Annotated in this window: 16 protein-coding genes and 1 pseudogene; 11 read left to right on the forward strand and 6 right to left on the reverse strand. The window is 68.6% G+C overall.

Features of this window, described 5'->3' with window-relative positions; all coding sequences use genetic code 11:
* Positions 1-67 precede the first annotated feature (67 nt).
* The 5 genes from HDA44_RS08085 to HDA44_RS08105 all read left to right on the forward strand — a co-directional run bounded on the left by HDA44_RS08085 (position 68) and on the right by HDA44_RS08105 (position 5,282).
* On the forward strand, positions 68-652 hold the full coding sequence (locus tag HDA44_RS08085) for a TetR/AcrR family transcriptional regulator (protein ID WP_184832621.1): 585 nt from the start codon (positions 68-70) through the stop codon (positions 650-652).
* 5 nt (positions 653-657) lie between these two features.
* A complete protein-coding gene (locus HDA44_RS08090) occupies positions 658-1,122 on the forward strand; it encodes a DUF2269 family protein (RefSeq protein WP_184832623.1) in 465 nt (154 codons plus the stop codon).
* Positions 1,123-1,132: 10 nt separating this feature from the next.
* Positions 1,133-1,936, forward strand: a complete 804-nt coding sequence (gene xth, locus HDA44_RS08095; protein ID WP_184832624.1) for an exodeoxyribonuclease III — start codon at positions 1,133-1,135, stop codon at positions 1,934-1,936.
* Between the two features lie 46 nt (positions 1,937-1,982).
* A complete protein-coding gene (locus HDA44_RS08100; protein WP_184832625.1) occupies positions 1,983-4,067 on the forward strand; it encodes a S9 family peptidase in 2,085 nt (694 codons plus the stop codon).
* Between the two features lie 255 nt (positions 4,068-4,322).
* A complete protein-coding gene (locus HDA44_RS08105) occupies positions 4,323-5,282 on the forward strand; it encodes a sigma-70 family RNA polymerase sigma factor (protein ID WP_184832626.1) in 960 nt (319 codons plus the stop codon).
* Positions 5,283-5,344: 62 nt separating this feature from the next.
* Here the strand turns inward: HDA44_RS08105 and HDA44_RS08110 are convergent, their stop codons facing one another.
* From HDA44_RS08110 to HDA44_RS08120, 3 genes are all read right to left on the reverse strand, one after another.
* Entirely contained in the window at positions 5,345-6,262 is a 918-nt protein-coding gene (locus HDA44_RS08110) for an endonuclease/exonuclease/phosphatase family protein (protein WP_184832627.1), read from the reverse strand.
* Between the two features lie 286 nt (positions 6,263-6,548).
* Positions 6,549-7,265, reverse strand: a complete 717-nt coding sequence (locus HDA44_RS08115; RefSeq protein ID WP_184832628.1) for an HAD family hydrolase — start codon at positions 7,263-7,265, stop codon at positions 6,549-6,551.
* 43 nt (positions 7,266-7,308) lie between these two features.
* A complete protein-coding gene (locus HDA44_RS08120) occupies positions 7,309-8,463 on the reverse strand; it encodes a CPBP family intramembrane glutamic endopeptidase (RefSeq protein ID WP_184832629.1) in 1,155 nt (384 codons plus the stop codon).
* A 47-nt stretch (positions 8,464-8,510) separates the two neighbouring features.
* On the opposite strand from HDA44_RS08120, the gene HDA44_RS08125 reads away from it, so the two are divergent.
* From HDA44_RS08125 to HDA44_RS08140, 4 genes are all read left to right on the forward strand, one after another.
* A complete protein-coding gene (locus HDA44_RS08125; protein WP_337905720.1) occupies positions 8,511-9,479 on the forward strand; it encodes a Dyp-type peroxidase in 969 nt (322 codons plus the stop codon).
* 33 nt (positions 9,480-9,512) lie between these two features.
* Positions 9,513-11,090, forward strand: coding sequence for an ATP-dependent DNA ligase (locus HDA44_RS08130; protein WP_238352391.1), 1,578 nt, complete (start codon positions 9,513-9,515; stop codon positions 11,088-11,090).
* Positions 11,091-11,118: 28 nt separating this feature from the next.
* A complete protein-coding gene (locus HDA44_RS08135) occupies positions 11,119-11,832 on the forward strand; it encodes a class I SAM-dependent methyltransferase (protein WP_184832630.1) in 714 nt (237 codons plus the stop codon).
* 63 nt (positions 11,833-11,895) lie between these two features.
* Positions 11,896-12,765 carry a helix-turn-helix domain-containing protein gene (locus tag HDA44_RS08140; protein ID WP_238352392.1) on the forward strand — a complete coding sequence of 290 codons (870 nt, stop codon included), beginning with the start codon at positions 11,896-11,898 and terminating at the stop codon, positions 12,763-12,765.
* On the opposite strand, the pseudogene ctaD reads toward HDA44_RS08140, so the two are convergent.
* Both ctaD and HDA44_RS08150 read right to left on the reverse strand, forming a co-directional pair.
* A pseudogene (gene ctaD, locus HDA44_RS08145) lies at positions 12,762-14,448 on the reverse strand (aa3-type cytochrome oxidase subunit I). The gene HDA44_RS08140 and the pseudogene ctaD sit on opposite strands and share 4 nt — an antisense overlap.
* Before the next feature lie 213 nt (positions 14,449-14,661).
* The gene (locus HDA44_RS08150) at positions 14,662-16,668 is read right to left on the reverse strand and encodes a DUF1906 domain-containing protein (protein ID WP_337905721.1); all 2,007 of its coding nucleotides are present in this window, start codon (positions 16,666-16,668) and stop codon (positions 14,662-14,664) included.
* Between the two features lie 191 nt (positions 16,669-16,859).
* On the opposite strand from HDA44_RS08150, the gene HDA44_RS08155 reads away from it, so the two are divergent.
* Together HDA44_RS08155 and HDA44_RS08160 are read left to right on the forward strand one after the other, a co-directional pair.
* Positions 16,860-17,435 (forward strand): TetR/AcrR family transcriptional regulator, encoded by a 576-nt coding sequence (locus tag HDA44_RS08155; protein ID WP_184832633.1) that lies wholly within the window; start codon positions 16,860-16,862, stop codon positions 17,433-17,435.
* Between the two features lie 92 nt (positions 17,436-17,527).
* Positions 17,528-18,748, forward strand: a complete 1,221-nt coding sequence (locus tag HDA44_RS08160; protein ID WP_184832635.1) for a Cmx/CmrA family chloramphenicol efflux MFS transporter — start codon at positions 17,528-17,530, stop codon at positions 18,746-18,748.
* Here HDA44_RS08160 and dnaE read toward each other — a convergent pair.
* On the reverse strand, positions 18,661-22,170 hold the full coding sequence (gene dnaE / locus HDA44_RS08165) for a DNA polymerase III subunit alpha (RefSeq protein WP_184832636.1): 3,510 nt from the start codon (positions 22,168-22,170) through the stop codon (positions 18,661-18,663). The two genes, HDA44_RS08160 and dnaE, sit on opposite strands and share 88 nt — an antisense overlap.
* Positions 22,171-22,173 lie beyond the last annotated feature (3 nt).

Below are 22,173 nucleotides of genomic sequence, written 5' to 3' on the forward strand. Positions count from 1 at the left end.
TCCAGCTTGTTGAGTGGATACTCAACAGTAAGTGCTTGTTGACCAAATACTCAATAGACTGTCCGGCATGACCCAGACCTCCCGGTTGCGCCCCGACGAACGGCGGGCGCAGATTCTCGCCGCCGCGCGGCGGGTACTGCTCGCGGACCCGCACCGGGAGCTCACCGTCGAGCTGGTCGCCGCCGAGGCCGGTGTCTCCCCCGCGCTGCTCTTCCACTACTTCGGCTCGAAGAAGAAGTTCCGGTACGCGGTGATCGAGGAAGCCGCCGCCGAAGTGATGCTGCGGACCGCCCCGGACCCGTCGCTGCCGCCGGACGAGCAACTCCGGTCCGGCATCCGCGCCTTCGTACGCGCCGTCCTGGAGGCCCCGCGGCTGTACCGCGCGACGCTGCTGATGTCCGCGGCCGGTGACCCGGAGATCCGCGCGCTGCACTCCGATCTGCGGCGGGTCTTCAGCCAATGGGTGATCGGCGCGGTCGCCGAGCGTGGCATCGAAGTCACCCCGGTGGTAGAGCTGGCCTGCCACGGCTGGCAGGGTTATGTCGAACAGACCCTCCTGGTGTGGATCGACAACCCGGCCGTCTCGCCCGAGGCGCTCGAGCATCTCTGCGAGCAGTCGCTGGACGCGATCCTCTCGACGACCTCCGAGTGAGCGTGATGAACGACTTCTTCCTGACCGTCCACATCCTCGCGGCGATCCTCTGCGTCGGCCCGGTGACGATCGCGGCCGGCATGTTCCCGCCGATCGCCCGCCGGGTGCTGACGTCGGACTCCCCCGACGTCGGCGGCCTGCGGATCCTGCACCGGATCAGCCGGGTGTACGCGTGGGCCAGCCTGGCGGTGCCCGTGTTCGGCTTCGCGCTCGCGGGCAGCAAGCAGATGTCCGGCGAGCGCTGGCTGATCGTCTCGATCGTCCTGACCGTGGCCGCCGCGCTGGTGCTCGGCTTCCTGGTCGTACCCGCGCAGGCGAGCGTGCTGGCAGTCGCCGACGGCGCGCCCGAGCTTCGCAACGAGGTACTGCCGAAGGCGAAGATGCTGTCGATGACGACCGGGATCTTCTCGCTGCTCTGGCTGGTCGTCCTCGTGCTGATGGTCGTTCGCCCGGGGCACCACAACGGGTAGGGTTCCGGGCGTGCTGACGGTTGCCACGGTGAATGTGAACGGGATCAGGGCCGCCTTCCGGCGCGGGATGGCGCCCTGGCTGGAGGACACCGATCCGGACTTGTTGCTGTTGCAGGAAGTGCGCGCGACCGACGACGTACTCCGCGACCTGCTCGGCGCCGACTGGAACGTCGCGCACGCCGAACCGGCGATCGACGGGCACAAGGGCCGCGCGGGTGTCGCGGTGGCAAGCCGCCGGCCGATCAAGGACGAGCGCGGCGAGATCGGCCCGGAGCGGTTCGCCGGAACCGGGCGCTGGGTCGAGGCCGACGTCGTACTGGACGACGGCACGACACTGACCGCGGTGAGTACGTATGTGTTCACCGGTGAGTTCGAAACACCGCCGCGGCAGGAGGAGAAGTACGCCTTCCTGGACGCGATCACCGCACGGCTGACCGAGCTGCGCGCCGACGGCCGCCACGTACTCGTCTGCGGTGACCTCAACATCGCGCACCGCGAAGAGGACCTGAAGGCCTGGAAGGCGAACCGGAAGAAGAGCGGCTTCCTGCCCGAGGAGCGGGCCTGGCTGGACCGGTTGTTCGAAGCCGGGTGGGTCGACCTCGGCCGCCGGTTCGGCGGCGACGGACCTGGCCCGTACTCCTGGTGGTCGTGGCGCGGCAAGGCGTTCGACAACGACGCCGGCTGGCGGATCGACTACCAGATCGCGTCGCCGGAGCTGGCCGCCACGGCGACCGGATGCGCCGTGCATCGCGCGCCCACGTACGCCGAGCGCTGGAGCGATCACGCGCCGGTCGTGGCGACGTACGGCATCTGACCGAAAGCCGATTTCGAGCCGGTTCGGGGCCGGGTAGTCTCGCGGCATGTCTGAGATTTCATCCTCCGCGGTGCCGCCGGTCGCCGCCCGGAAGCCGGTACAGCGCGTCCATCACGGCGACACCTTCACTGACGACTACGAGTGGCTGCGGGACAAGACCGACGACGAGGTACTCGAGTACCTGCGGGCCGAGAACACGTACACCGAGGCCCGCACCGCGCACCTGGAACCGTTGCGCGAGGCAATCTTCCGGGAGATCTCCGACCGCACCCTGCAGACCGACCTGAGCGTCCCGGCGCGGCACGGCGGGTACTGGTACTACTCGCGCACGATCGAGGGCAAGCAGTACGCGCTGCACTGCCGGGTCGAGGCCGACGGCGACCAGCCGCCGGCGACCGACGGCGCGATCGCGGGCGAGGAGGTGCTGCTCGACGGCAACGAGGTGGCCGGCGACTCCGAGTTCTTCTCGCTCGGCACCGTCGACGTCTCCCCCGACGGGCGGCTGCTGGCGTACTCGGTCGACCTCAAGGGTGACGAGCGGTTCACGCTGCGGGTCAAGGACCTGAGCACCGGTGAGCTGCTTCCGGACGAGCTGCCCGAGGTGCACTACGGCTCGGCCTGGTCCGCGGACGGTTCGACCGTCTTCTACACGAAGGTGGACGACGCCTGGCGCCCGTACCAGGTCTGGCGGCACGCGCTCGGCGCGTCTGACGACCTGCTGGTGATGGAGGAGCCGGACGAGCGGTTCTGGGTCGGCGTCGACCTGACCCGGAACGAGCAGGCGATCATGATCGCGCTCGGCAGCAAGCTGACCAGCGAGGTCTGGCTGCTCGACGCCCAGGATCCGGCCGGCGATCCGGTAGTGGTCGCGCCGCGCCGTGAGGGTGTCGAGTACGACGTCGAGCACGCCGGTGACCAGCTGCTGATCACCCACAACGCCGACGCGGCCAACTTCTCACTGGCCTCTGCTCCGCTCGACGCGCCGGGTGACTGGACCACCCTGCTCGAAGGCGACGAGACGAGCCGGCTGCTCGGGACGGACGCGTTCGCCGACCACGTCATCCTGTACCGGCGGCGGGACGCGCTGACCGAGCTGGCGATCATGCGCCGCACCGGCACCGGGTTTGCGGCACCCGATGCGCTGGAGTTCGACGAGCCGATCTACACGGTCTCCCCCGGCCGCAACGACGAGTGGCACGACACCCGGTACCGCTTCGGGTACACCTCACTCGTCACGCCGGGTACGACGTACGACGTCGATGTCGCGACCGGAGAGCGCCGACTGCTCAAGCAGCAGCCCGTACTCGGCGGGGTCGACCTGGGCGCGTACACGCAGTACCGCGAGTGGGCGACCGCACCGGACGGCACGAAGGTGCCGGTCTCGATGGTCGCCCGGAAGGACGTCGCGAAGGACGGGAACGCACCGGTCGTGCTGTACGGCTACGGGTCGTACGAGAGCTCGATGGACCCGTGGTTCTCGATCCCGCGGCTGTCACTGCTCGACCGCGGTGTGGTGTTCGCGATCGCGCATGTCCGGGGTGGCGGCGAGCTCGGGCGGCACTGGTACGACGACGGCAAGATGCTGGCCAAGCGGAACACCTTCACCGACTTCATCGCGGCCGCGGAGCACCTGGTCACGGCCGGCTGGACCAAGCCCGAGCGGATCGTCGCGCAGGGCGGCAGCGCCGGCGGACTGCTGATGGGCGCGGTCGCGAACCTGGCACCGCGGGCATTCGGCGGAATCGTCGCCGAGGTGCCGTTCGTGGACGCGTTGACGACGATTCTCGATCCGTCCCTGCCGCTGACCGTGATCGAGTGGGAGGAATGGGGCAATCCGCTCGAGGACGCGGCCGTGTACGAGTACATGAAGTCGTACTCACCGTACGAAAACGTCAGCGCCCAGGAGTATCCGCGGATCCTCGCGATCACCAGTTTGAACGACACCCGGGTGTTCTACGTCGAGCCGGCCAAGTGGGTGGCGAAACTCCGTGGCACCGCGACCGGAACGCCCGACGTGCTGCTGAAGACCGAGATGGAGGCCGGGCACGGCGGCCGCAGCGGGCGGTACGACGCCTGGCGCGAGGTCGCGTTCTCGCTGTCCTGGGAGCTGGACACCCTCGGGCTGAGCTGAACCGGGGAATTTCCGCCCTCGAATGTGTGTCGTGCAGCACATTCGAGGGCACCGGAACGGCTGATTTCTGGTCAGATTCTCAGGTTCGGCCGTGCGGGTTGCCCCGAATACTTGGAATGTGCCCGCGGACACCGATTTCCGCCAGGTTTGGCTGTTGGGAACTCTCAGGGAACGTTCAGGGTGTTTACACACTCGTGCTGGAATCTTGAACCCTACTCGAGCGTTGCTCTCCATGTAACGACGAAGGGAGTTTCGGTGGCTCGCATGGCTCGTGTCCGCAGCACGGACGACGGTATCGACGGCAAGGACAGTGTAGGTCTCTACCTCGAAGAGATCGCGCGCACGCCTCTGCTGACGGCTGAGGAAGAGGTCGAGCTCGCTGAGACGGTCGAGGCAGGACTCCTGGCGGAGCAACTGCTGGCCGAGGGGCGGGTTGGACGCAAGAAGGGCGGAGCGCCCAAATATGCGACGGAGGATGAGCTGGAGTGGCTGGCCGCGGAGGGCCGGCGGGCTCAGCAGCGGTTCGTGACCGCGAACCTCCGGCTGGTGGTGTCGATCGCGCGCCGGTACGGACGATCCCAGATGCCCTTGCTGGACCTGGTCCAGGAAGGCAACACGGGACTCATCCGGGCGGTGGAGAAGTTCGACTACCGAAAGGGATTCAAGTTCTCGACGTACGCGACGTGGTGGGTGCGGCAGGCGATCACCCGCGGTATCGCGCAGCAGGCCCGCGTGGTCCGGCTGCCGGTGCACGTGGTGGAGCAGCTGAACCAGATCGGATCGGCGCGGCGGACGCTGGAGCGCAAGCTCGGGCGCGAGCCGGAGATCGACGAGATCGCCGCCGAGCTGAACCTGGACGAGGAGCGGGTGACCGAGCTCATCCGCATCGGCCGGGACCACATCAGCCTGAACAGCCCGGTCGACGACGAGGGTGAGACCTCGCTGGGCGACCTGATCGCGGCCGAGACCGCGCCAGGTCCGGACCAGCTGGTCGCCGACGCGTCGGACCGTTCGGGCCTGTTCAGCCTGGTCGATCAGCTCGACCCACGGTCCGCCGACGTGATCCGCCGCCGGTACGGTCTGCACGACGGCCGTCAGGCCAAGCTGGCCGACATCGGCGCGGTGCACGGCATCTCGGCGGAGCGAGTCCGCCAGATCGAGCGTGAGGCGCTGGGCCGCCTGCGCCTGATGGCAGACCCGACCCTCGCCGCGTAACACCCACTCCGAAACCCCTCAGGACCCCCTGGCCACGATCTGGCCGGGGGGTCCTTCGGTTTTCAGCGGGTCAGCGAGACCCAGGCCTCGACCGGCAGGTGGTCACTCGGGAACTGCCCGTTCTTGCTGAACGTGTTGATGTTCGCCTTCCGTACGCGCAGGCCGGGCGTGGTCAGAATCCAGTCGATCCGGTCCCCGTTCGGCGTCAGCGGCTTGTAGCCGTGGAACGTCGCGTACAGCGCGCTACGCCGCTCGGCGGTCAGCCAGCTGTCGGCGAACTTCCCGCTCGTGACCAGCTTGTCGTACACCGGCAGACCGGGCTTGGCGGCTTCGTTGTAGTCGGCGGTGAGGATGACCGGCAGGGCCGGGTCGAACCCGGCGATCCGCTGCAGGATCAGGTCGGCAGACTTGGCGCGGGCCGGCGCGGAGTACGCCTCCAGGTGGGTGTTGACGGCGTAGAACTCCCGACCCGTCGCCTTGTCCTTGAAGTGCACCCAGGTGACCATCCGCGGGCAGCAGCCTCCCCAGGTCTGCGAACCAACCACGTCCGGGGTGTCCGACAGCCAGAAGTGGTCGTACTCGAGCGGTTGCAGCCTGCGCTGGTCGAAGAAGATCATCATGAACTCACCTTTGCTGCCGCCCTCCCGCCCGAGCCCGATCGAGTCGTACGACGGACCCAGGTCGGCCTGGAGGTCCTGCAGCTGGGAGTACAGGCCTTCCTGGGTGCCGATCAGCGCGGGGCGGGTCTTCTTCAGCTGCTCGCGCATCACCGGCCGGCGCTCCGGCCAGCTGTTCGGCGGGGTCGCGCTGGCGTACCGCAGGTTGTACGACATCACGTGCAGCGCGGTGTCCGTCGTGGCTGTGGTCGCGGGCGTTCCGGTCGCTTCCGTGGGGGCCGCCTGGGAAACCCCGCTGGTGAGGGTCAGGCCGGCAGCGGCCGCCGCGACAAGCGCGGCGAACCGACGGCGGGTGGTGAACATGTGAAAAACCTCCAAGGGCGGTCGGCAAGGAGGTTGGACGTTAACCACTCCAGGTAACCATCCGCTAGCCGAAGCGAGTCGCCCACATGACACCAAACCTCCACCCCCTCCGCCTCCTCCCCGCGCCCCGAGCTCCCCAAACTGGTTTGGGGAGCGCCGCCTACCCAAATCAGGCAGTAGATCTCCCCGGTCCAGGGCGAATCCCGCCCCAAACCGGTTTGGGGAGCTCGGGGTTCTGGAGCAGGGCTTCGGATAGGCCCCGGTCCAGGGCGAATCCCGCAGGGCGTCAGGCGGCGCGGTTGTTCCAGGTGTCGATCAACGCCGGCAGCTCGGCCAGGCGCTGGATCGTCGCCTCGGGGGTGCCCTCGGTGTGGCCTATCTGCTCCAGCGGGATCGCGCTGTGCGGGAGGTGGGCGGCGCGCATGCCGACGTTCTGAGCACCCCACACGTCGTCGAACAGCCGGTCGCCGACGAACAGGCAGCGCGACGGATCACTCACCCCGACCGCGCCCATCGCCGCCAGGAACGCCTCCGGGTGCGGCTTGGTGTGCGCGATCTCGCTCGTGTACACCGCGCCGTCCAGCAACTCCAGCACCCCGTCCCGCGCGAAGATCGCCTCGTGCCGCCGCCGGGACCAGATCGTGTTCGACAGTACCCCGACCTTCAGACCGCGCTCGCGCAGCGCACGAAGCGTGTCGATCGCATCCGGCTCCAGCTCGGTATGCGGATCCCATTGCCGTTCGTACTCCGCGAGTGCCTCCGCCGACAGCACCACCTCGGCCAGTACGCAGACCTCCTCCAGGGTGCTGCTGCGGTGCTCGTCGCGCGAGCGCCGCCAGATCGACCCCTCGGCCGCGACCAGCCGGGCCGCCAGCTCCTCGGCGCGGGGCGCGTCGAGGACGGTCGTCACCGCCCGCCAGGTGTCGTGCAGGTCGATGTCGTGCCAGGTGGCAAGCGTCCCGCCCCAGTCGAAGAGGACGGCTTCGATGTTCGCGTCAGTCACGGACGCAACCCTGCCAGAGCCCACCGACAGTTTCAGCCCAGTTTCAGCTCACCGTGGCCACGCGCTTGCGCTTGGCCAGCCAGAGCACGGCGAACGCGTAGAACGCCAGGCACGGGATGTCGGACACCAGCAGCGTCCACGGCGCGCCGCCCTGCTCGTCCCAGCCGCTCAGCCGACCCATTGCCGCAGGCAACAGAAACGCGGACAGGTTGTTGAGCGCGTGCAGCGCGATCCCGGACTCCAGTCCCCCGGTGCGTACGGTCAGCCAGCCGACGACGACCGCGAACAGGAACACGTCGGCCATCGCCCAGCCGGTGTACCCGTGCGCCGAGACGAACGCCAGGCCACCGATCACGATCCCCGGCCACGGCGTCCGGAAGATCGTCCGCAGCCACCGCATCCGCCCGTGCGGCTGATCCGGCCCGTACGCGCCGATCGCCTGCAGCAGCCAGCCGCGGAACACGAACTCCTCCGCCGCGGACTGGAACGGCACCAGCGCGATGATCACCAGCGCCGGCGCGATGAACGCACCGAGGCCGACCCAGGACCCGCCGTCCTGACCGATCGCGTCGTTCGACGGGAACACCGCGTCGACGAGGATGCCCATCAGGTAGGTCAGCAGGATGTACCCGAGGCCGGGCAGGCAGCACCAGAGCAGCCAGCGCCAGCGAATCCGGTTCAGTACCGAGGCGACACTCCAGAACGGCCGGCGCTGGACCAGCCAGGCCGTCAGGCCGACGGCCGGTGTCAGTACGCCGAGCAGAGCCAGGTTGAGCGCCAGGTTCTCGGTCTCGCTCGAGAACAGGTCCGTACCGCTCGCCGCCGGCAGCGGGCCGATGAGGACGCGGTGCACCACCACCCAGGCGACCGCCACGAAGCCGGTCAGGAAGAGCGTGAGCGCGCCGAGCAGGAGCGTACCGACCACCGGGCGCCACCAGGCGTGCTTCGGCGTACGGCCGAGCCGGTGGTACGGGGTGCCCTCCGGCGCCGGGATGATCCGCGGCTCGCGGTACCCGAACTGACCCGGGTACGACGGCGGTGCGCCCCACGGTTGTGGGTACGGTCCCGGATACTGCTGAGTGTGCGGCTGCGGATACGGCTGTACATAAGGACCCGGCGGCCCAGGCGGCGGGTACGGCCCCGGCTGTTGCGGGTACGGGCCCGGTTGCGAAGGTGGTCCGGGCTGTTGCGGGTCCATGTCTGGACTCTAGAAGATCGGGCCAAAGTCGACGGAGGGAGTACACGGTGGTTACTGAACCGGCACCGGGGGCAGCTGCCGCGACCCGAGCCCTGCCACAGTCGGTACTGATGCCGCTGACCGGCTCGGCGATCTTTCTGGTCGTCGCGGTCGAGCCAGGCGGCGAGGAGGCCACCCGTGATCTGCTGGAGGACGTCAGCGGCCTGGTGCGCTCGGTCGGCTTCCGTGTCCCGGCGGGCAGCCTGTCCTGCGTGACCAGCATCGGCGCGGACGTCTGGGACCGGCTGTTCGGCGGTCCGAAGCCGGCCGGTCTGCATCCGTTCGTCGAGCTCAACGGCGACGAACACCACGCGCCGTCCACGCCGGGCGACCTGCTGTTCCACATCCGGGCCGCGCACCTGGACCAGTGCTTCGAGCTGGCCAATCAGATCATGAAGGCACTCGACGGCGCCGCCACGGTGGTCGATGAGGTGCACGGCTTCAAGTACTTCGAGATGCGCGACCTGCTCGGCTTCGTGGACGGTACGGAGAACCCGACCGGCGCGACCGCGTCGGACGCCGTACTGATCGGCTCCGAGGACCCGGCGTTCGCGGGCGGGAGCTATGTGATCGTGCAGAAGTACCTGCACGACATGACGGCCTGGAACACGCTGAGCGTCGAGCAGCAGGAGCAAGTGATCGGCCGGACCAAGCTGGACGACATCGAGCTGTCCGACGACGCCAAGCCCGCCAACGCGCACATCGCGCTGAACGTGATCGAGGACGCGGACGGCAACGAGCTGAAGATCCTCCGCGACAACATGCCGTTCGGTACCGTCGGTACGCGCGAGTTCGGCACGTACTTCATCGGGTACGCCAAGACGCCGTCCGTGACCGAGCTGATGCTGCGGCGGATGTTCCTCGGCGAGCCGGCCGGGAACTACGACCGGATTCTCGACTTCTCCACCGCGGTCACCGGCGGGCTGTTCTTCACCCCGTCGGCGAACTTCCTGGACGAGCTGCCGCCGGCGCCCTGATCCCCGAAACGCCGTCCGGAAACTGTCCGGGGCATGAGTGACACTGGGATCATGTTGCTGAGTGAGGTGGTCACGACGTCGGCGGCGCTGGCCGGGACAAGGTCGCGGCTGAAGAAGGCCGAGTTCATCGCCGGACTGTTGTCGAAGGCCACCGAATCGAGCAGCGCCCAGCCCGCGGTGACCGGGTCCGCGGTGACCGAGATCGTCGTCACCTACCTGTCCGGTGAGCTCCGCCAGCGGCGTACGGGCGTGGGCTGGCGGACCTTGCAGGACGCGCCTGAGCCGGCGGCGGAGGCCTCGCTGACCGTCGTAGCGGTCGACGCCGCGTTCGCCGAGCTGGCAGAGATGTCCGGCACCGGCGTGCAAGCACGGCGGCGGGCGGCCGTCGACGCGCTCTTTGGGCGTGCGACCGCCGACGAGCAGTGGTTCCTGCGGCAGCTGGTCAGCGGGGAGCTGCGGCAGGGCGCGCTGGACGGGGTGATGGCTGACGCGGTCGCCCGCGCGACCGGCATCCCGCTCGGCAAGATCCGGGCGGCCACGATGCTTCGCGGAGCGGCCGCTCCGGTCGCGGTCGCGGTGCTGACCGAAGGTGAGGCGGGCCTGGCCCAGTTCGGCCTCGAGGTCGGGCGCGGCGTGCAGCCGATGCTGGCGCAGTCGGCGACCACGATCGCGGAGGCGTTGGCCAAGACGGGTACGCCGGCCGCCCTCGAATGGAAACTGGACGGCATTCGCATCCAGGCGCACCGGAACGGCGATCACGTGGTCGTGTACACGCGGACGCTCGACGACATCACGGCGCGAGTCCCGGAAGTAGTGACTGCCGTACGCGCCTTGGACGCGCGGCAGATCGTGCTCGACGGCGAGCTGATCGCGCTCCGGCCGGATGGGCGGCCGGAGCCGTTTCAGGTCACTGGATCGCGTACGGCGACGCGATCGGCGACCGGGCCGGACACGGTTCCGTTGACGCCGTACTTCTTCGACATCCTGCACCAGGACGGGCAGGATCTCCTCGGCCTGGACAGCACCGCGCGGCACGAGTGGCTCGCGAAGCTGGTGCCGGAGGAGCGCCGCGTACCGCGCTTGGTGACTGATGACGCGGCGGCCGGCCAGGAGTTCTTCGCGGACGCCGTCCGGCGCGGGCATGAGGGCGTGATGGTGAAGTCGCTGACGGTGCCGTACGAGGCCGGCCGGCGCGGATCCGGGTGGGTGAAGGTCAAACAGACGCACACGCTGGATCTGCTCGTACTCGCGGCCGAGTGGGGTCACGGGCGCCGCACCGGGTGGCTGTCGAACCTGCATCTCGGCGCGCGGGACGAGGAAACGGGCGAGTTCGTGATGCTCGGGAAGACGTTCAAAGGGCTGACCGACGAGCTGTTGCGCTGGCAGACCGAGCGGTTCCAGGAGATCGCCGCGCGCCGCGACGACTGGGTCGTGTACGTACGCCCGGAGATCGTTGTCGAGATCGCGTTCGACGGCGTGCAGACCTCACCGCGGTACCCGGCCGGCATGGCGCTGCGGTTCGCCCGCGTGCTGCGGTATCGCGAAGACAAGTCGCCCGCGGACGTGGACACGATCCAGACCGTCCGCTCGATCCACCTCGGACCTGACTGAATTCAACGCGGACATGAAAGTGTGGAGCATGCCTGAAGATCCTGATGTCGTCTCCCGTCGGCTGGCCCGCGAGTCACTGGACCGTGACGATGCGACCGGCTGGTTCGAAGACCTGTACGCCGCCGCGGCCGACGGCGAGGCGGTCGTGCCGTGGGACCGCGGTACGGCGCATCAACTCCTGGTCGACTGGATCAACGAGTCGCAGCCCGAGGGCACCGGCAAGACCGCGGTTGTTGTCGGCGCCGGCACCGGCTGGGACGCGGAGCTGGTCGCCGACCGCGGCTACGACACCACCGCCTTCGACATCTCCCCCAGCGCGATCGAGACCGCTCACCGCAACCACCCCGGCTCGCGAGCGCACTACCGGGTCGCCGACCTGCTCAACCCGCCCGCGGACTGGCACCAGGCCTTCGACCTGGTGGTCGAGATCTACACCGTCCAAGCGCTCCCCCGGCCCCTCCAGCCAACCGCCATCCACCACGTGACCAGCCTGGTAGCCCCCGGCGGCACCCTCCTGGTGATAGCCGCCGCGGCCCCCGACGCCGCTGCCGCCCCCTCTGACGCACCCACTTCTGACGCTGACCCCCAGTCCGGCGAGCCTCAAGGCCCACCCTGGCCGCTGACCCGGGCCACCATCCAGTCCTTCACCACCCCCGACCTGCACCTGATCCAGCTCGACCGAGCCCCCAGCCCCACCACCCCCTCCATCCTCCGCTGGCGAGCCGAGTACCTCCGCGACTGAACCCCCGCAGCCGGCCCGGATCAGATGGGAACACCTGTTCGATAATGGTGTAGGGTTGTGGTTATGGCGGGGCGTGGGGTGGTGGGGCCGACGGCTTTGCGGATGATGCTGGGAAGTCATCTGCGGGAGCTGCGCGAGCGCGCCGGCGTTTCGCGTACGGACGCCGGCTGGGCGATCCGCGCGTCGGAGTCGAAGATCAGCCGGCTGGAGCTCGGCCGGGTCGGCTTCAAGGAGCGCGATGTCTCCGACCTGCTCAGTCTGTACGGGGTGGTGGACGCCCGCGAGCGGGAGCGGCTCCTCGACCTGGCCCGGGAGGCGAACGACCCGGGCTGGTGGCATCGGTACGGTGACGTCACGCCCGACTGGTTCGACGCCTACCTCGGGCTCGAGGTGACCGCCGACCTGATCCGGAGTTACGAGATCCAGTTCGTGCCAGGCCTGCTGCAAACCGCCGGCTACGCCCGGGCCGTCGCGCGACTGAGTCCCGGCGGATCCCGCACCGACGCCGAGATCGAGCGGATCGTCGCGCTCCGGACGCGCCGCCAGCGGGTGCTCGACCGGGAGCCGCCGCTCAAGTTCTGGGCAGTGATCGAGGAGGCCGTCCTGCACCGCCCGATCGGTGGTCGCGGCGTGCTCCGCGAGCAGCTCACCGCGCTCCGCGAAGCGGTCACCCGGCCGAACGTGACGATTCAGATCATCCCGTTGCACAGCACCGGCCACGCGGCGACCGGTGGCGCGTTCTCACTACTCCGGTTCCCGCAACGCGACCTGCCCGACATCGTGTACCTGGAGCATCTGACCAGCGCGCTCTACCTGGACAAGCGCGACGACGTCGAGGCGTACACCCATGCCCTGGATCTGCTTGCCTCCACCAGCCCGTCACCCCAGCACACCAACCAGGAGCTCACCCGGCTGCTGAACGATCTCCCCTAGAGCTCGAGCTGGTGGTGGTGCGCGTGCGGCGCGAGGTCCGGATGATGCAGGTCGAACGCGGGCGACTCGGAGCGGATCCGCGGCAGCGACACGAAGTTGTGCCGTGGCGGCGGGCAACTGGTCGCCCACTCCAGCGAACGGCCCCAGCCCCACGGATCATCCACCTCGACGCGAGGGCTGCGCCGCGACTTGTAGACGTTGTAGAAGAACGGCAGCATCGACAGGCCGAGGATGAAGGCACCGACGCTCGACACCTCGTTCAGCGTCGTGAAGCCGTCCGCCGGGCTGTAGTCCGCGTACCGTCGCGGCATGCCCTCCACGCCCAGCCAGTGCTGGACGAGGAACGTGGTGTGGAACCCGATGAACAGCAGCCAGAAGTGCAGTTTGCCGAGCTTCTCGTCGAGCATCCGCCCGGTCATCTTGGGCCACCAGAAGTAGAACCCGGCGAACATCGCGAACACGACCGTCCCGAAGACGACGTAATGGAAGTGCGCGACCACGAAGTACGAATCCTGCAGCTGGTAGTCCAGTGACGGCGACGCCAGGATCACCCCGGTCAGACCGCCGAACAGGAACGTGACCAGGAAGCCGATCGACCACAGCATCGGGGTTTCCAGCGACACCGCGCCGCCCCACATCGTCCCGATCCAGTTGAAGAACTTCACCCCGGTCGGTACGGCGATCAGGAAGGTCATGAACGAGAAGAACGGCAGCGCGACCGCGCCGGTGGTGAACATGTGGTGCGCCCAGACCGCGATCGACAGCGCGCCGATGCCCATCGTGGCGGCGACCAGACCCATGTACCCGAACACCGGCTTGCGGCTGAACACCGGGAGCACCTCGGTGACGATGCCGAAGAACGGCAGCGCGATGATGTACACCTCTGGATGCCCGAAGAACCAGAACAGGTGCTGCCACAGGATCGGCCCGCCGTTGGCCGCGTCGAAGACATGCGCCCCGAGAGATCGGTCCGCCTCCAGGACGAGCAGCGCGGCGGCGAGGATCGGGAACGCGATCAGCACCAGGATCGACGTGACCAGCACGTTCCAGCAGAAGATCGGCATCCGGAACATGGTCATGCCCGGCGCGCGCATGGTCACGATCGTGGTGACGAAGTTGACGCCGCCCAGGATCGTACCCAGACCGGCCAGGTACAGGCCCATGATCCACAGGTCGCCGCCGACGCCCGGTGACCGGATCGCGTTGGACAGCGGCGAGTACGCGGTCCAGCCGAAGTCGGCCGCGCCGCCCGGGGTGAGGAACGCGCCGAGCGTGATCAGGCCGCCGAACAGGAACAGCCAATAGCTGAACATGTTCAGCCGCGGGGAACGCGACATCGGGCGAGCCGATCTGCACCGGCATGATGACATTGGCAAAGCCAACGAACAGCGGGGTCGCGAACAGGAGCAGCATGATCGTGCCGTGCATGGTGAAGAGCTGGTTGTACACCTCTTCGTTGACGAACTGCAGGCCTGGCTGGGCGAGCTCGGCGCGGATGATCAGCGCCATCACGCCGCCGACCAGGAAGAAGCAGAAGGACGTGATCAGGTACATCTGGCCGATCACCTTGTGATCGGTTGTCGACAGCACCCGTCCGATCGCCCGCCCCAGCTGCCGCCGCCGCGGTGCGGCGGCGGACCCGGCGCGTGCGGCGACCCCGGCCTGTCCACCAACAGTTGCCATGTGGACCTCCCGAACTACCGCAACCCTTCCGATTAGACACCTGAAGCCGCGACAGCAAAACCCCCGTCGGCCGAACTACCGCGGTGGGCCGGCCGCGATGATCGCGCGGGCATCGGCGAGACGGAGCGTCTCGGAATTGGCTCGCCGGTCCACCCGGTCGTCAGGATGCCGAGGATCAGCCGCCCGCCGGGCAGCGGATCCAGAGTCGTTGCCTCAGCTGACCGTCAGGACCTTCGAAGCCGTCTGTGTGCCCTGGTGGTCGGCGTCCGCGAGCCACACCACGCGGTACGTGTACGTACCCCGCGCCGTCGGCTTGATGCTGAACGCGAACTTCCCGTTCGTCGTCAGCCTGCCGGTCGTCACGGCCACCCACGACGTACCCGACCGCCGCTGCAGGTAGGCGGTCATGCCCGCGTGCGGCGGGTTCAGGTACCCGTACAGCAGCGTCGACGCGCCGAGCTTGATCGCGGCCGGCGTCAGGTACGCCGACATCGCCGGGCGCACCTCCACCAACGTGGCCGCGCTGCGCGTACCAAGGAGCCCGGCCGCGCCGTTGTGTCCCCACATGTAGTACGTGGACACGCCCGGCTTCTGCGAAGTGGACACCACCCCATTGGCATCGGACTTGAATGATCCGACCGTCGACCACTTCGTCGCGTTCTTCGCCTTCGCGTACAGCACGACCGGTACGCCGGCCAGCTTCGCGGCACCGTCGAGCCGGGTCACGGTCGTCGACACCGTCACCGCACCCGTGTACATCACCGACGCCGGGGTCGCGCCGATCGTTGCCTTCGTACCAACCAGGCGTACGTCGACACCGGGCCCGATCTTGCCCTTGCTGTCCTTCACCCACACGCGGTACGCGTAGCTGGCCGAGTTCGGCAAGCCAGTCTGGGTGAACATGCTCGCCGCGCCGTTGTACACCGCCGTACCCGACGTCGGCAGCAGCGGCGGGTTCGAGCCGGCCGAACTCCGGACCATGATCTGGCCGAGCGTCGTGTTGGCCGGCTTCGTCCAGCGCAGGGTGGCGGCCGCGACCCCACCGGTGACACTGAGGCTGGCGACGGGCGGCGGCGGCGCAGTCAGGTTGACGTAGTTCCGGTCGATCTTCATCGTCACGCCACCGTTGGTTTCGGACACATTGCCCGCGAACTGGTGCACCCGCTGGTGGTTGTTCCAGTACGTCGCCGGAATGAATCGGCTCGTACCAACCGGCGTCGCTCCCCAGTGCGCGAACCAGATGTTGTCCGGCCGCGTGTACGCCGTACTCGTGTACACGCTGGCCAGATCCGCCCCGCCGGACGCGGCGCTGACGTACGCCCCACCGACGTACCCGCGTGAGTTCAGCTCCTGCGTCCAGCCACTCAGGTACGACAGCACGGCCGCCTTGCACGCCGCGGTGGAGGGATAGTCCTCGATGTCGCTGTAGATCGCGCTCCGCTGGGCGAAACCGAGCGCCTGCGCGGCGGCCACCGAGTTGATCGCGGCGTTCCGGCCCTGCGTCATCGCTGTCGCCGCGACCGACGACATCCGGTTCGACACCGGGAATCTCGTCGAGCAGGGCGCCTGCAGGCCGACGTCGAGGAGCAGGAACTGCCAGCCCTTCGCGGCATTCGCCGACACCCAGCCGGACGTCAGGTTCGGCTGCGTGCCACAGGTCCGGACCGAACCGCTGATGTAGACACCGACGCCCTGGTACGCCGGTCGCCAGGCGTCCATGGTCGCCTGGGTCGGCGCGTCGCAGGCGTCGAAGGCGTTTCCGGCGAAGTTGCCGGTAGCAACCACCGACGGCGTCACGGCGAGCGGCCGGGCGATCGCCGCGCGTCCGGACTGCGCCTTGCTGGTCACCCGGCCGGTGGCGAGAAGACCGTTCGCGGCAGTCTCGGCGCCCGGCGCGTAGTACGCGGTCGCGAGTACGCCCGCGTCGGTGATCTGGCGGCGCAGCAAGCCGTCGGTGGATGGCTCCGCGCTGGTCAATGGCTCCAGGATCAGGCCGGAGCTCCGGCCGACCAGGTGGGCCGGGCAGTCCGCTTGGGCCGTACTGCGGCCCAGGTAGACGGCGGGCCGGTCGAGCCGGACGCACGCGGTCGGGTCGGCGGCCAGGTCGACCACCGGCCATGCTGCTGGAACGGTTACTTGGTAGCCGCGATACGAAACCGTTCTGGTGCCGTCAGCGGCCGCCGGGCCGGTCACGGCGACAATCGAACCGATCCCCGCCACCAGCGCAAGGGCTAATGGCCCCCCAGGTCTGAACAACCTCACGATGCTCCCCAGTTGCTTGTCGGACAACTCCCCCGAGTGAAACCGAGCAGCGGCCTGTTGTCGAAGAGCCGCTGCCACTCACGTCGATGCGCAGATGCTATCGGTGTAGTTTTGGATAGATCAGTCCAGAACGTGCTAACCTCGGAGTCATGGCCAGACCAAGGACGTTCGACGAGGACAAAGCGGTCGACGCCGCGATGCGCGTCTTCTGGCGGACCGGGTACGAGGCGACCTCGACCCAGGACCTGTGCGACGCGACCGGCCTCGGCCGGAGCAGCATCTACAACACGTTCACCAGCAAGCACGATCTGTTCGACCGGGCCATCCGCCGGTACGTGGCGGACTTCAGTGACGCACAGCTCGCGATGATCCAGGACACCGCGCTGCCGATCCGCGAGCGGGTCCGGCGAATTCTCTGGGCCGCGGTCGACCCCGACCCCGCCAACCCGATCGGATGCTTCGTGATCAACACGATCGTCGAGCTGGGACCGACGGACGCCGAGCTGGCGGCGCTGCTCGACTGCGATCACGACCGCAAGCTGGCCGCGCTCACCGCGGCCATCCGGACGGCGCAAGGCGCCGGCGAGATCGACCCGGACCAGGACGCGGCCGGGCTGGCGATCTATGTGTTCACGGTGCTCGGCGGCCTGAACGTCGCCGCCCGCCGGCGCGCCCCACGCGCCCAGCAGGAAGCCGTCGTCGAAGCGGCGCTCCGGCCGTTCTGACCTGCCATCGGTTCCACCGGGGGCGTACGCATGCCCTGGTTTTGCACTGATCGTTCCAATATTGACCGTTCCCATCTTGAGAGGCACGTCCTATGCCCCGCGCTGTCTACCTGCTCGGCCTGGCGATCTTCGCCCAGGGCACGTCCGAGCTGATGCTGGCCGGCCTGCTGCCTGAGCTCGCCACCGACCTGCACGTCTCGATCCCGGCGGCCGGCCTGCTGATCTCCGCGTTCGCGGTCGGGATGCTGGCCGGCGCTCCGATCCTCGCGGTCGTCACGCTGCGCTGGTCCCGGCGGACCGCGATGCTGGCGTTCCTGGCCGTCTTCACGCTGACCCACGTGGCCGGTGCGCTCACCTCGTCGTACGGGGTCCTGCTCGCCACCCGGGTCGCCAGCGCCTTCGTGTACGCCGGGTTCTGGGCGGTCGCGTCGGTGACGGCGATCGAACTCGCCGGTCCGGAAGCGCGCGCGAAGGCAATGAGCGTCCTGGTCAGCGGGCTCACCGTCGCGACGGTCGTCGGTCTCCCGGCCGGCACGCTGCTCGGCCAGCACCTCGGCTGGCAGTCGGCGTTCTGGGCGGTCGCCGGACTGTCGGTGCTGGCGATCGCGGGGGTGCTCGCGACCATTCCGGGCGGCCGCTCGGCGACGACGCCAGAACTGCGTGCGGAGCTGCGCGGCATGGCGAACCCGCAGCTCTGGCTCGCGTACTCCACCACCGCACTGATGATCAGCGCGATCCTGGTGATCTTCAGCTACGTCGCCGCCCTGCTCACCGAAACCACCGGCGTGCCTGCCGGCTGGGTCCCGGTGGTTCTCGCTCTGTACGGCGTCGGCGCGCTGGCCGGGACCACGGTCGGTGGCCGCACCGCGGACCGGCGCCCGTTCGGCGTCCTGGCCGTGAGCCTGAGCGGTCTCGGCGCCGCCGCGCTCGTGCTCGGGCTCGGCGCCGGAACCCCGTGGATCGCCATCCCGGCGATCATCCTGGTCGGCACCTTCGGCTTCGCCGCGAACCCGGCGGTCAACTCCCGGGTCTTCGCGATCGCGGATTCCGCGCCGACCCTGGCGGCCGCGTTCAACATCTCCGCGTTCAACGTCGGCATCACCGTCGGCCCATGGCTCGGCGGCCTGGCCCTGGACGCCGGCACCGGCTACTCCGCCGTCGGCTGGATCGGCGCGGGCCTGGCACTCCTTGCTCTCGGCACCGTCCCGCTGGCCCGCCGCGCCGCCTACCGCCGGGCCCGCACCGAGGCAACCTCGGCCTTGAGGTCGGCCCAGAACTCCGGGCGTGGGTTGATGGAGAAGGCCAGGCGGTAGGTCGTCGTCGTTGCCGGGCCGCGCACGCGGAGGCGCACTTCGGCGGCGCCGGGGTGCGCGGCGAGGATGTCGCGGAGCTGGTTGACCGTGCGCGGGACGACGTTGGCCTGCGTCATCTCCAGCTCCACGATCCCGGCCGTGGTCAGCTCGGGGACCGTGATCTCCGAGCCGATCAGGCGGGGTACGTCGTCGCGCTTGTCCAGGCGGCCTTTGACCAGGACGACCGCGTCCTGCAGCAGCCGGCCGGACACCAGTTGGTAGGTCGCGGGGAAGAACAGGCACTCCACCGAGCCGGCCAGGTCCTCGACGGTCGCGGTCGCCCAGGGATCGCCCTTCTTCGTGACCCGGCGTTGCAGGCCGGAGATGATGCCGCCGATCGTGACGACCGAACCGTCCGGCCGGTCCGCCAACTGGGCGATCGCCGCGTCGGAGCGATCGGCGAGTACGTGTTCCAGGCCGAAAAGTGGATGGTCCGAGACGTACAGACCGAGCATCTCGCGTTCGCGGGCGAGCAGCGTGGTCTTGTCCCACTCCTCCGGCGCGAACCGCTCATCCACCGCGAAGACCGGCACCTCGCCGGTACCGAACGCCGTACCGAACAGGTCGAACTGCCCCTCGGCCTCCTTGCGCTTCACCGCGACCGCGTTCTCCACGAGCTCCTCGTGCCGCGCGAGCAGACCCTTGCGAGTATGCCCGAGCGTGTCGAACGCGCCGGCCTGGATCAGCGACTCGATCGCCCGTTTGCTGCATCCAGCGCTGTCGACCTTCGCGAGGAAGTCCGGGAAGGACGTGTACCGGCCGCGCTCCCGGCCGCGGGTGATCGCGTCGACGACTCCGGTACCCACGTTCCGGACCGCTGACAGTCCGAAGAGCACCACGTCGTCGCCCTGCGCCGCGAAGTTCGCCACCGACTCGTTCACGTCCGGCGGGAGTACCTTGATGCCCATCCGCCGGCATTCGTTCAGGTACACGGCGGACTTGTCCTTGTCGTCCTGCACCGACGTCAGCAGGGCGGCCATGTACTCGGCCGGGTGGTTCGCCTTCAGGTACGCGGTCCAGTACGAGACCAGCGCGTACGCCGCCGCATGCGCCTTGTTGTACGCGTACCCGGCGAACGGGACCAGGACGTCCCACACCGCCTGGGTCGCCGCGTCCGAGAATCCATGCTTGCGGCAACCATCCCGGAACGGCACGAACTCCTGGTCGAGTACCTCCTTCTTCTTCTTGCCCATCGCCCGGCGGAGCAGATCGGCCTGACCGAGGCTGTACCCGGCGAGGACCTGCGCCGCCTTCTGCACCTGCTCCTGGTACACGACCAGCCCGTACGTGAGCCCGAGCACCTCGCGCAGCGGCTCCTCCAGCTCCGGATGGATCGGCGTGATCTCCTGCTGCCCGTTCTTCCGCAGCGCGTAGTTGTTGTGCGAGTTCATCGCCATCGGGCCCGGCCGGTACAGGGCGGTCACGGCCGTGATGTCCTCGAACTGGTCGGGCCGCATCAATCGCAGCAGCGCCCGCATCGCCGTACCGTCGAACTGGAACACGCCCAACGTGTCGCCGCGGCCGAGCAACTGGAACGTACGCGCGTCGTCGAGCGGCAAGCGCAGCAGATCGATCTCGATCCCCCGCGTTGCCCGGACCATCTTCACCGCGTCGTCGATGATGGTCAGGTTCCGCAGCCCGAGGAAGTCCATCTTGAGCAGGCCGAGCGACTCGCAGCTCGGGTAGTCCCACTGGGTGATCGTGACGCCGTCGGTGTGCCGGACCCAGACCGGTACGTGATCGACGATCGGCTCGCTGGACATGATCACGCCGGCCGCGTGGACGCCCATCTGCCGGACCAGGCCCTCGACGCCCTTGGCGGTGTCGATCACGGTCCGGACGTCCGGTTCTTCCTCGTACATGGTCCGGACCTGGACGGCCTCGTCGTAGCGTGGATGCGCCGGGTCGGTGATCCCGGTCAGGCCGATCCCGGCGCCGCCGACGTCGGCCGGCATCGCCTTGGTGATCCGGTCGCCGGTCGCGTACGGGAAGCCGAGGACGCGGGCCGAGTCCTTGATCGCGTTCTTCGCCTTGATCGTGCCGTACGTGCCGATCATCGCGACCTTGTCCGCGCCGTACTTCCCGGTCACGTACCGGATCACCTCGACCCGGCGGCGTTCGTCGAAGTCGATGTCCACATCCGGCATCGACACCCGCTCCGGGTTCAGGAACCGCTCGAAGATCAGTCCGTGCTCGATCGGGTCCAGGTCGGTGATGCCGAGCGCGTACGAGACCAGCGACCCGGCCGCCGAGCCGCGCCCCGGGCCGACCGCGATGTCGTTGCCCTTGGCCCACATGATGAAGTCCGCGACCACCAGGAAGTACCCCGGGAACCCCATCTGGACGATCACGTCCATCTCGTACTCGGCCAGCTGCTGATACCGCTCGCTCCACCCGTCCGGGAACCGCCGCCGCATCCCACGCAGCACCTCTTCCTTGAACCAGGTCACCTCGGTGAACCCGTCCGGCACGGCGAACCGTGGCATCAGGTCCTGCTTGGTGAACATCCCGGCCGGATCGATGCGCTCGGCAACGACCATGGTGTTCCGGCAACCTTCCTGCCACGCCTCCGACGAGTCCACCGCGTACATCTCGGCCGCGGACTTCAGGTAGTAGCCGGACCCGTCGAACCGGAAGCGGTCCGGCTCGGCCAGCGTCTTGCCGGTCTGGATGCACAGCAGCACGTCGTGCGCCGTCGCCTCTTCGGCGCGGGTGTAATGCGAGTCGTTCGTGACCAACGGCGGAATGCCCAGCCGGCGGCCGACCGCGAGCAGGTCGTCGCGGACGCGACGTTCGATGTCGATGCCGTGGTCCATCAGTTCGAGGAAGTAGTTCTCCTTGCCGAAGATGTCCTGGTACGCCGCTGCCGCCGCGACCGCCTCGTCGAACTGACCCAGCCGCAGCCGCGTCTGCACCTCACCCGACGGGCATCCGGTCGACGCGATCAACCCGTCGGACCACCGCGCCAGGGTCTCCTTGTCCATCCGCGGCCACTTCGTCAGCCAGCCCTCCTGGTACGCGTCGGACGACAGCCGGAACAGGTTGTGCAGGCCGGTCGCGTCCCGGGCCCAGATCGTCTTGTGCGTGTAGCCGCCCGACCCGGAAACGTCATCGCGCTTCTGATGCGGCTGGCCCCAGACCACGCGTTGTTTCGTACGCCGCGAACCGGGCGCGACGTACGCCTCGATGCCGATGATCGGGGTGATTCCGCTCTTGCGCGCCTGCTGGAAGAAGTCGTACGCGCCGTGCAGGTTGCCGTGGTCGGAGATCGCGAGGTGGGTCATGCCGTGCTCGGCGCAGGCGGCGAAGAGGTCCTTCAGCCGCGCGGCGCCGTCGAGCAGCGAGTACTGCGTGTGTACGTGCAGATGTGTGAACGAAGACACCCG

The sequence above is a fragment of the Kribbella solani genome, assembly GCF_014205295.1.
Taxonomy (GTDB): Bacteria; Actinomycetota; Actinomycetes; order Propionibacteriales; family Kribbellaceae; genus Kribbella; species Kribbella solani.